This is a genomic window from Pseudonocardia sp. NPDC049154 (assembly GCF_040648315.1).
GTDB lineage: Bacteria > Actinomycetota > Actinomycetes > Mycobacteriales > Pseudonocardiaceae > Pseudonocardia.
Map to the genome: position 1 here is coordinate 61,500 of NZ_JBEZDN010000026.1, position 10,120 is coordinate 71,619.

The 10,120-nt window shown below is 74.9% G+C and carries 9 protein-coding genes; 4 read left to right on the plus strand and 5 right to left on the minus strand.

Annotation, left to right across the window (positions count from 1 at the left end; all coding sequences use genetic code 11):
- Positions 1–127: 127 nt before the first annotated feature.
- Genes AB0B41_RS15710 through AB0B41_RS15725 form a run of 4 tightly spaced genes read left to right on the plus strand, consistent with a single transcriptional unit; the run spans position 128 to position 4,779 of the window.
- On the plus strand, positions 128–1,285 hold the full coding sequence (locus tag AB0B41_RS15710; RefSeq protein WP_358203450.1) for an alpha-hydroxy-acid oxidizing protein: 1,158 nt from the start codon (positions 128–130) through the stop codon (positions 1,283–1,285).
- Between the two features lie 16 nt (positions 1,286–1,301).
- Complete coding sequence (locus tag AB0B41_RS15715; protein ID WP_358203452.1) at positions 1,302–3,077, plus strand: DUF6398 domain-containing protein; 1,776 nt, start codon at positions 1,302–1,304, stop codon at positions 3,075–3,077.
- 29 nt (positions 3,078–3,106) lie between these two features.
- The gene (locus AB0B41_RS15720; RefSeq protein ID WP_358203454.1) at positions 3,107–3,787 is read left to right on the plus strand and encodes an SDR family oxidoreductase; all 681 of its coding nucleotides are present in this window, start codon (positions 3,107–3,109) and stop codon (positions 3,785–3,787) included.
- Entirely contained in the window at positions 3,784–4,779 is a 996-nt protein-coding gene (locus AB0B41_RS15725; protein WP_358203456.1) for an S-adenosylmethionine:tRNA ribosyltransferase-isomerase, read from the plus strand. Before AB0B41_RS15720 ends, AB0B41_RS15725 begins: the two co-directional genes overlap by 4 nt.
- Before the next feature lie 32 nt (positions 4,780–4,811).
- Here the strand turns inward: AB0B41_RS15725 and AB0B41_RS15730 are convergent, their stop codons facing one another.
- The 5 genes from AB0B41_RS15730 to AB0B41_RS15750 all read right to left on the minus strand — a co-directional run bounded on the left by AB0B41_RS15730 (position 4,812) and on the right by AB0B41_RS15750 (position 9,991).
- On the minus strand, positions 4,812–6,437 hold the full coding sequence (locus AB0B41_RS15730; RefSeq protein WP_358203459.1) for an MFS transporter: 1,626 nt from the start codon (positions 6,435–6,437) through the stop codon (positions 4,812–4,814).
- Entirely contained in the window at positions 6,434–7,882 is a 1,449-nt protein-coding gene (locus AB0B41_RS15735; RefSeq protein WP_358203461.1) for a DUF2252 domain-containing protein, read from the minus strand. Before AB0B41_RS15735 ends, AB0B41_RS15730 begins: the two co-directional genes overlap by 4 nt.
- 4 nt (positions 7,883–7,886) lie before the next feature.
- The gene (locus AB0B41_RS15740) at positions 7,887–8,111 is read right to left on the minus strand and encodes a LapA family protein (RefSeq protein ID WP_358203462.1); all 225 of its coding nucleotides are present in this window, start codon (positions 8,109–8,111) and stop codon (positions 7,887–7,889) included.
- 29 nt (positions 8,112–8,140) lie between these two features.
- Positions 8,141–8,566: a hypothetical protein gene (locus tag AB0B41_RS15745; RefSeq protein ID WP_358203464.1), complete on the minus strand. Its 426-nt coding sequence runs from the start codon at positions 8,564–8,566 to the stop codon at positions 8,141–8,143.
- Between the two features lie 141 nt (positions 8,567–8,707).
- Positions 8,708–9,991: a LuxR C-terminal-related transcriptional regulator gene (locus tag AB0B41_RS15750; protein ID WP_358203467.1), complete on the minus strand. Its 1,284-nt coding sequence runs from the start codon at positions 9,989–9,991 to the stop codon at positions 8,708–8,710.
- Positions 9,992–10,120 lie beyond the last annotated feature (129 nt).

Consider the following 10,120-nt stretch of genomic DNA (forward strand, 5'->3'; position numbering starts at 1 on the left):
GACCGACATCGACGCTAGCTGCGGATCCTCCACTGGTCAACCGTTCGGTCGGGCATTGTCGACCGATCGTTTGGGCAGCTCCGGCGCTAGTGTCCCGGCGGGACCCGCGCGATCAGGAGGGACACGGATGTCACCGCGCTACGGCGACTACCAGCTGGAGATCTACCTGGCCGGCACCCAGGGCCTGCTGCCCCGCTTCCCGGTCGACTTCGCGGGGATGGAGCGCCGGGCCGCCGAGGCCCTGCCGCCGTGGGTGCTCTCCTACGTCGCGGGCGGGGCGGGCGACGAGCGCACGCAGCGGGCGAACGTCGAGGCCTTCGAGAAGTGGGGCCTCGTGCCGCGGATGATGGAGGGTGCGTACGACCGCGACCTCTCCACCACGCTCTTCGGCATCGAGCTGCCGCACCCGCTCTTCCTCTGCCCGATCGGCGTGCTCGGCATCTGCGCGCAGGACCTGCACGGCGACCTGGCGACGGCCCGCGCCGCCGCGCGCACCGGCGTCCCGATGATCGCGTCGACGCTCTCCCAGGACCCGATGGAGGAGGTCGCGACGGCGCTCGGCGACACCCCGGGCTTCTTCCAGCTCTACCCGCCCAACGACCGGGACCTGGCGGTCAGCTTCATCCAACGGGCCGAGCGGGCGGGCTTCAAGGCGCTCGTCGTCACCCTGGACACGTGGGTCACGGGCTGGCGCCCGCGCGACCTCAACACCGCCAACTTCCCGCAGCTGCGCGGCTACTGCCTGGCCAACTACACCTCCGACGAGCACTTCCGGAAGCACCTGACGAGCTCCGACCCGGCAGAGGTCGTCGGGCTGTTCGCCCGGACCTTCGGCTTCTCGATGCGCTGGGAGGACCTGGCGTGGATGCGCGAGGCGACCTCGCTGCCGATCGTGCTCAAGGGCATCAGCCACCCCGAGGACGTGCGCAAGGCCAAGGACCACGGTGTCGACGGCATCTACTGCTCGAACCACGGCGGCCGGCAGGCCAACGGCGGGCTGCCGGCGCTGCAGACATTGCCGGAGGTCGTCGAGGCGGCCGGGGACACCCCGGTCCTCTTCGACTCCGGCGTCCGCAGCGGCTCGGACGTCGTCAAGGCGCTCGCGATGGGCGCCACCGCGGTCGGCTCCGGGCGCCCGCACGTCTACGCGCTGGCGGTCGGCGGCGAGGACGGCGTGGTGCACCACCTGCGCTCGTTCCTCGCCGAGGCGGACCTGCTCATGGCGGTCGACGGCTTCCCGGACCTCGCGCGGCTGCGCGCCGCGGGCCTGCGCCGCGTGGACTGACCTCTACGCTGCGGGCATGTCGAAGCGCCCCCGTGGACGCGGACCTCGGAAGAAGGCTGGCCGGGCCCGGACGCAGCGACGGCAGCAGCGGCTGCGCCGGGACCGGGAACCCGACCTCGTCGAGCGGGTCTCCCTGGCGCTCGACGAGCACCCGTTGTCCCTGCTCGAGCTGGTCAGCGGCATCCTGGCGGTTCTCGACCCGCCTCGCCACCCCTTCGGGCCCGAGCCGTCGGCCGAGGTCCCGGCGCTCGACGACCTCGTCGAGAGCTTCCTCGGCACGGACCTGCCCGAGACGTCGGCCCTGCTCGCGGTGCTCGCCGCCTTCTCCGACGACGAGTTGTTCCGGCGACGGGCGGTCCGGGAGATCACGGGCCGCGCCGACGCGCTGCCGGACTGGCTGGCCGACCTCGGCCGGACCCGCGTGACATCGGTCCGCGAGGTCGCCCACGTGCTCGGCGACGGCGAGAACCACGTCCTCGGCGTGCTCCTTCCCGACGGCACCGAGTTCACCACGGTGGTCTACGTCGACCACAACGTCGGCACCCTCGTCAAGGACGCCTTCGTGCTGCCCGCGCCGGCCGCCGCGGTCGTCGCGCAGCTGGAGGAGATCGCGGACGACCCCGACTCGGTGGTGCGCGACCTCGACCCCGCCGACGCCCGCGCCCGGATCGTCGAGGCGGTCCAGCACGCCGCGATCACCTATCCGCCCTTCGAGACGGAGACCTGGCCCGCCTGCCGCGCCCTGGTCCGGTGGGTCACGGGAATGCTGCCGACGGGCGGGCGGGGCTACGAGTTCCCCGAGTGGTCCGACGCCGAGCTGGCCGACCTGACCGAGCGTTTCCTCCGCTCGCCGCAGGGCAGGGGCTTCGACGATGCCGATCACCGGGAGCTGCTGGAGTCGCTGCTGTGGTTCGGCAGCGGCTACGGCACCGGCGACCCGCTGCGCTGGAGCCCGGTGAACGTCGAGATCCTGCTGCTGGACTGGGTGCCGCGGAAGATCGTCGCGGACGTGCCGTTCCTCGACCTGCTCCCCGACCTGCTCCGCGCCTACATCCGGTTCTGCCACGCCGACCGCGGGATCAGGTCCGTGCACACGCAGGACACCGTGGAGGCGGTCGACGCCTTCGAGCCCGAGTACCGGCAGCTGATCCGGACCGAACGCAGGCAGGGGCCGGAAGCGCTGCTCGAGGCGGTCGGGGTTCTCGGCGACGGCACCGACGATCTCGACCTGGACGCGTCGGCCCGGGAATGGGGGCTGCGCAGGCTCGCCGAGCTCGTCGGCGGACCCAGGGCCCTGGACGACCTCTCGACGGCACCCCTGCCCGACGAGCCCCTCGCCCTCGACGCGGTGCCGGAGGACGTCCACCCCCGGGTCGGCGAGATCGGGGCACTGATCGACGCCGGCTGCGAGGCGTTGTTCGACGGGGACACCGCCGTCGAGCTGCGGACGGCCTGCCGCCGCCTGCTCGGCGGGGTCGCGGCCGCCGATCCGGCGGTCTTCCGCCGGAGAGCCCGGGCCGACATCTCCGCCGCGACGGTCATCTGGCTCGTCGGGCGCGCCAACGACCTCGTCGGGCCCGGGGCGCTGCCGGTCAAGGACCTTGCCGCCCACTTCGGGACGACCAGCGGCGCGTTCTCCCAGCGCGGCCGGGTCTACCTCGACGCGCTCGGGATCCCGCCCTGGCCGGGCACGGCCCTGGGGTCCCCGGACTATCTCGTCGGCGGCCGCCGGGCGGCCATCACCGAGGCGCGCGACACGTACCGGGCCTGGGACGACGACGTCTTGACCTGAACCGAGCTTCAGGTCGCAGTGTGGTCCGCATGACACCGACTGCGATCGTCACCGGTGCGGGGCAGGGCTTCGGGCTCGCCCTCACCGTCGCCCTCGCCCGGCGCGGGACCACCGTGGTGGCCTGCGGCCGGGACGCCCGGCGCCTGCGGGGCGCCCTCGACGGGGTGCCCGGCGTCGTCGCCCTGCCCGGCGACGTCACCGATCCGGGCTTCCGCACCGAGCTGGCCGCGGCGGCCGGCGCCCGGCTGGACCTGCTGGTGCACAACGCCGGCGAGCTCGGCCCCTCGCCCCTGCCGCGGCTGGCCGACTACCCGCTCGACGCCCTGCGCGTCGTCCTCGAGACCACCGTCCTGGCCCCGCTCGGCCTCACCCGGGAGACGCTGCCGGCCCTGCGCGCCGCGGGCGGCACGGTCGTCACGCTCAGCTCCGACGCCGCCGTCGAGGCCTACGAGGGCTGGGGCGGCTACGGCGCGGCGAAAGCCGCGCTCGACCATCTCGCCGCGGTGCTCGGCGTGGAGGAGCCGGACCTGCGCGTGTACGCCTTCGATCCCGGGGACATGCGCACCGCGATGCACCAGCGGGCCTTCCCGGGCGAGGACATCTCGGACCGGCCCGAGCCGGAGTCCGTCGTGCCGGCGCTGCTGCGGCTGCTCGCGGACCGGCCGCCCTCGGGCCGGTACACCGCGGCCGACCTGGCGGTCGCGCCGTGAGGCCGGTCCCGCCCGACCTGATCGCCACCGCACCACCGCCGGTCCGCGACGGCGTGCGCCTCATGGTCGCGCAGGCACGGCGACCGGTGCGGCACCGCCGGTTCACCGACCTGCCGGGGGCGCTGGAACCCGGGGACCTGGTCGTGGTGAACACCTCCGACACCGAACCGGCGGCCCTCGACGGCACCCGGACCGGCCGGCCCGTCGTCCTGCACGTGTCCGGGCCGGGCCCGGGCGGGACGTGGTCGGTGGAGCTGCGGACGCCGGACGGGCACCGGATCACGGACGGCCGGGCCGGCGAGACCGTCCGGCTGCCGTGCGGGGTGACCGCGACCCTGCTCTCCGGCGGACCCCGGATCTGGCGGGCGCGGATCCCGGTGGAGGGCGGGCTGCGCCGGTACCTGGCCGCGGCGGGGCGCCCGATCACCTACTCCTACCTGCGGGGGCGTCCTTCGCTCGCCGAGTACCGCACCGTCTTCGCGCACCCGGACGGCCGCTTCGGCAGCGCCGAGATGCCGAGCGCGGGCCGGCCGTTCACCCCCGCGGTGCTCGACGGGCTGCGGGCACGTGGGATCGGCGTCGCCGAGCTGGTGCTGCACACCGGGGTGTCGTCGCTCGAGGCGGGCGAGACCCCGCTGCCCGAGCGCTACCGGGTGCCGCTCGCGACCGCGGAGGCCGTCACCGCGACCCGCGCGGCCGGGCGCCGGGTCGTCGCGGTGGGGACCACGGTGACCCGGGCGCTGGAGACCGTGGCCGAGCGCGACGGCACCGTCCGGGCGGGCGAGGGCACGACGGAACTGGTCCTGGGCCCCGACCGGCCGGCCCGCGTCGTCGACGGGCTGGTGACGGGCTGGCACGAGCCCGAGGCCTCGCACCTGCTCCTGCTCCGCGCGGTGGCCGGACGGCGGCTGGTCGAGCGGGCCTACGCGGCCGCCCTCGACGAGGGGTACCGCTGGCACGAGTTCGGCGACTCCTGCCTGCTCCTGCCCTGACGGCTCCTGCCCGACTCCTGCCCGACGACCGGTCAGCCGGGGGCGCCGACCGGCGGCTCCACCACCGGTGCCGGCGGCGGGACCTGCTCCGGTTCCCGGCGACGTGGCAGCTCGCGGGTGAGGAACAGGCTGAGCAGCGCGATCCCGGCCGCCGCGAGCAACGCGACCTTCAGCCCGACGAGCTGGGCGCGCGCGTACTCCCCGAGCAGCACCTCCACCTCCGGGCCCGGGACGCCGGCCGCGGTCAGCGCGGCGCGGGCCTGGTCGAGCGAGAGGAACGAGATGCCCTGTTCCAGAGCGGTGCCGACCTGCTGGCGGGTCGCCTCGGACACCGGCGCCCCGGACACCCCGGTCAGGGTCGCGCGGGTCAGCGCGCCGAGCAGGAACGACCCGATCAGCGCGGTGCCGAGCGAGGAGCCGAGGTTCTGCGCGGTGTACTGCAGCCCGCCGACCTCGCTGCGCTCGGCCTCGCCGACGCTGGACTGCGCGACGTTGCCGAGCTGCCCGGCGAGCAGCCCCATCCCGATCCCGAGCAGGCCGGTGGCCAGGGCGAACGAGAGGTCGTCGAGCTCCGGGCGGACGGTCGCGACCAGCCACAGCGCGGCCACGCACAGCACGAGGAACCCCGTCCGCACCACGGCCCGTGGCGCCGCGACCCGGTTCACGAGCGGCGCCGCCATCGAGGTCACCAGCATCGTGAGCGAGACCGGCAGCAGCCGCAGGCCGGTGGAGAAGGCGTCGAGCCCCTGCACCACCTGCAGGTACAGCGGGACGGTGAAGAAGACGCCGAGCAGGATCAGGTTCTGTCCCAGCAGGCTGGAGAGCGCGCTGCGCAGCGGCCGGATCGCGAAGAGCGCCCAGCGCACCAGCGGATCGCGGCCCCGCTCCTCGCGGTGGCGCACCCAGCTGCGCAGCAGCCCGAGGAGGACGAGCCCGGCCGCGATCACGAACAGGGTCGGCGCGAAGCCGAACACGGTGAACGGCGGGTTCCGCGGCTCGAGCCAGCCCCAGGCGCTGCTCTGCAGGGCGCCCAGCACCACGAAGGCGAGTCCGGCCACTGACAGCGCCGCCCCCACGAGGTCCAGCCGTCGGCGTGGCCCGGTGGGCGGGGCGTCGGTGATCCAGCGCAGCATCAGCAGGATCGCCACCACGACGACGACCTCGCCGGCGAACACGACCCGCCAGCTCAGGTAGGTCGTGGCCCACCCGCCGAGGATCGGGCCGACGGCGATCCCCGCCCCCGCGAGCCCGCCGATGACGCCGTAGGCGACGGCCCGGTCGCGGCCGTGGTAGTTGCCGCCCACCAGGGCGGCGAGCGCCGGCAGCACCAGCGCGCCGCCGAGCCCCTCGATCACCGACCAGCCGAGCAGGAGCACCCACAGCGTCGGCGCGATCGCGGTGAGCCCCGAGCCGACGCCGTAGATCACGAGCCCGACGGCGAAGGCGCGGCGCCGACCGAGGATGTCGCCGACCTGGCCACCGGTGATCAGGAAGGCGGCCATGACCAGCGTGTAGAGGGTGATGGCGCCCTGGATGGCCGCGACCGTCGTGTCGAAGTCCGCGACCAGCGCACTGATCGAGACGTTCATGACGGCCGTGTCGAGCACGACCAGGAACTGCGCGGCGCCGAGGGCGACGAGCGGTTTCCAGCGGCTCACACCTGGCCGTCCGCGCTCGGGTCGGCCGCGGTCACCCGCCCCGTGTCGATCGCCCGCCGCAGCGCCGCGTGGTCGGACTCGGTGCGGTCGGCGTAGGCGCGGGCGAAGTCCGCGACCGCGCGGTCGAAGGAGGACGACGAGCCGAGGTACGCCGCGATCGCGATCCGGTCGCCGGTGCGTGCGTGGGCGCGGGCGAGGGTCTGCCCGCAGATCTCCGCGTAGATCCCCAGCCCTCGCGGGCGCAGGCTCTCGACCTCGATCGAGCCCTTCCAGTCCCGCAGCTGGCGCAGGTAGAAGTCCCGCACCTCGCCGTCGACCCCGGGTGCCCGCTGCCAGCCGAGGAAGATGTCGCCCACGGTCTGCATCAGCCGCTGCCCCTCGACGACCCGCTGCCCCGCCGTGGCCTGTGGGGCCGGGCCCAGCACGGATTCCAGCGCGGACGGGCCCGCCTCCTTGGCCTGCAGGAACAGCGGATCCCGGTCGTCGCGGCCGAGGAAGAGCAGCATCCAGCAGCGGGTGCCGACGCTGCCGACGCCCACCACCTTGTGCGCGATGTCGACCGGCCGGTACTGGTCGTAGAGCGCACGACGGTCGGGGGGCAGGCTCTCCCGGTAGCCGGCGAGCAGCTCGTGGATGCCGTTCTCGATGCCCCGCCGCTCCACCTCCTCCGGGTAGAGGTCGCGGACCGGCACCACGATCGGCGGCGCGGCGACGATGCGCGGGGCGCCGTCGACGACCGCCGTGAAGCGGTTCAGCGCACCCAGGTTGTCGCGCGAGCGGGCCTTGGCGAGGTCCCGCTCCATCCGGGTACGCCGCGACGCGGCGACGCGGCGCCGGTAGCGCGCCCACAGCTCGTCGGTCTCGACGAGCGCGTACCAGACGTCGAGGTTGGTCATGGCCGCGAACGCGCGCATCGCCCGGCGGTAGGCGCGCACGGCCCCCTCCACCGCCGCGACCCGGTCCCGGGTCCGGAAGCCCCGGTCCCGCCCGGCGACCTCGACGCTGGCCGCCAGCCGTTTGACGTCCCACTCCCACGGGCCCCGCAGCGTCTCGTCGAAGTCGTTGACGTCGAAGATCAGCCGGCGCTCCGGCGAGGCGAAGAAGCCGAAGTTGGCCAGGTGGGCGTCGCCGCAGAGCTGCACGTCGATGCCGCTGACCGGGGTGCCGGCGAGGTCGGCGGTCATGACGGCCGCCGAGCCGCGCAGGAAGGTGAAGGGCGAGATGGACATCCGGGCGTACCGGATGGGCAGCAGGTCCTGCACCCGGCCTGCGTCCTGCGCGGCCAGGATCTTCAGCGCCCCCTTGCCGCGCCGGGCCGGCAGCTCGGCGTGGCTCGACCGGGGCGTCACGGACCGGGCTGCCCGGCCGAGCTCGATGCGCTCGGCCGGACCGACCGCGGCCGGGTGCCGTCCCGCTGGTGTGGGTGGAGCGGCGGTCCGGGTCATCGGGTCACCTCCGGCGGGTCACGACCAGGCCGAGGAGCAGCCCGACCGCGATCATGACGACCTGCAGCAGCCACAACGGCGCGCTGAGGGTCAGCGTGAACAGGTACACGTTCACCGGGTCGCGGTTCTGCAGCACGAACACCACGGTGAGGACCGCCACCACCAGAGCGACGACCCACCGGGCGGTGATCCGGCGGCGACCGCGGCCGGTGGGCCGCTGCGTCGTCATATCGTGCTCCGCGTCCGGCGTGCTCCGCGTCAGGCGAGCTCGCGAGTCTCGCGGACCAGGGCCCAGATCACGGCGACGTCGAGGGCGATGATCACGATAGACCAGACCGGGTAGTGCGGGATGAACAGGAAGTTGGCGATGATGCTCAGCGAGGCGAGCAGGATGCCGACGACCCGGGCCCAGGTCTGGCCCTGGATCACCCCGAGACCGGTGAGCGCGAGCGCCGCGCCGAGGATGATGTGGACCCAGCCCCAGGCCGTGACGTCGAACGAGTAGATGTAGTTCGGGGTGGCCACGTAGATCTGGTCGCGGAACAGCGCGGCGATACCGGCCAGCGCCTGGCAGATGCCCGTCACGATCAGCACCGCACCCGCGAACATCGCGAATCCGGTCGACCATGCGGCTGCCGTGCTCCCCCTCGTGCCCGCCGTGGGCGAATGGGTCGTGTCGCTCATGGTGTGCTCCTCCCTCGAGCGCTGTGTCCACGGTCGGCGTCGCGGGCACGGTGCACCTCGCCCGCTCCGTGTGACTTCGTGGTCCCGCGCGGGGCACCGCACGCAGATCACGGACGAGGGGCGTCGCCGGGGAGCACGACCTCACCCGCGGAGGGTGAGCGCGGGCCCCGAGGAGATCAGGCCGCGCTCGTACCCGGCGAGCACGGCGGTCCGGCGGCTGCTCACGCCGAGCTTCCCGTAGATCGAGCGGACGTGGGTCTTCACGGTGTTCACCGAGACCGACAGGTCGGCCCCGATCTCCTCCAGCGACAGCAGGGAGGGCAGCAGGGCGAGGACCGCCCGCTCGCGCTCGCTCAACGCCGCCGCGGGGGACCCGGTGGTCGCCGAGACCGCGAGCGCGGCACCCGCGAAGGAGCCGGCCGCACCGGGGCCGCCGTGCAGCTGCACGAGCAGCCGCCGGACCTCCGGCCCTGCCCCCGCGAACGGGCGCAACGCCCGCAGCGGCTCGGCCAGCCCCAGGGCGCGCTCGAGCGCCTCGCGCGCCGCCGCACGTTCCCCGGCCTCGGCCGCGAGCGTCGCCTCGACCAGCCACGCCTCCACCTCGGTCACGTCGAGCAGGGGCGCCCCGCACTCCACGAGCGCGCGGTGCGCGGCGGCCCGGGCCCGGTCCTCGCGGCCGGCGGCGAGATCGGTCCAGGCGCGGAGCAGGGCGCTCTCGGCGGTCTCCCCGACGCGCTGGACCAGCCAGCCGTGCACGCTGCGGGCCGCCGTCGGGTGCCCGAGGTCCAGCGCCGCGCGGTGCTCCAGCAGCGCCGCCAGGGCCACGACGTGCGGGTCGACCGGCTCGTCGCCCAACTCCGCGCGGGCGTGCTGCAGGCGGTCCAGGCCGCGGGCGCGGTCCCCGCGGGCCTCGCCCGCACCGTCGACGTCCGCCCCCGCGCGGAGCACGGCCAGGCCGAACCGCAGCTCGGCGGGCCCCCGGCCGGGGTGGTCGAGCCCGGCCAGCCCGGCCTCGGCCAGCCGCATCGCGTCGCGGGGCTCGGCGCGCAGCAGTGCCGCGTGGGAGAGCACGGCCGCGGCCGCGGCCGCCCAGGACGAGTGCCGCAGCCCGGACCGCTCCGCCCGGGCCAGCGCGACCTCCCCCACCCGCCGCACCTGGTCCGCGTCGCCCTCGGCCGCGGCCGCGACAGCCCGCAGGGCCAGCGCCTGCACCGCGAGGTGCACGAACCCGTGCCGGTCGGCGAGCTCGAGCGCGTCGACCAGCAGCGGCCGCGCGACGCCCGGGTCGCCGACCCGTACCGCGGTGAGGGCGCGGGCGAGCAGGCCCAGTGCCCGCATGCTCGGCTGGTGCGGCAGGACGTCCGGATCGTGGCGGTCGGGGGTCGCGGGGACGGCGCCGAACTCCTCGGCGGCGGCGCGCAGCACGGCCAGCTCGGGAGTCGGGTCGTCCGGCCACCGGGGCGCCTGGGTGGCCGGCGGCCCGCCAGATCGGAACGGAACACGACAGAAAACCACAACACCAAAAAGGAATCACGTGGGGGGTGGAGCGGGGGT

Excerpts from the sequence above, each read along its gene's own strand:
- AB0B41_RS15710 (WP_358203450.1), top strand. The coding sequence starts at position 128 with ATGTCACCGCGCTACGGCGACTACCAGCTGGAGATCTACCTGGCCGGC.
- AB0B41_RS15715 (WP_358203452.1), top strand. The coding sequence starts at position 1,302 with ATGTCGAAGCGCCCCCGTGGACGCGGACCTCGGAAGAAGGCTGGCCGG.
- AB0B41_RS15720 (WP_358203454.1), top strand. The coding sequence starts at position 3,107 with ATGACACCGACTGCGATCGTCACCGGTGCGGGGCAGGGCTTCGGGCTC.
- AB0B41_RS15735 (WP_358203461.1), bottom strand. The coding sequence starts at position 7,882 with ATGACCCGGACCGCCGCTCCACCCACACCAGCGGGACGGCACCCGGCC.
- AB0B41_RS15740 (WP_358203462.1), bottom strand. The coding sequence starts at position 8,111 with ATGACGACGCAGCGGCCCACCGGCCGCGGTCGCCGCCGGATCACCGCC.
- AB0B41_RS15745 (WP_358203464.1), bottom strand. The coding sequence starts at position 8,566 with ATGAGCGACACGACCCATTCGCCCACGGCGGGCACGAGGGGGAGCACG.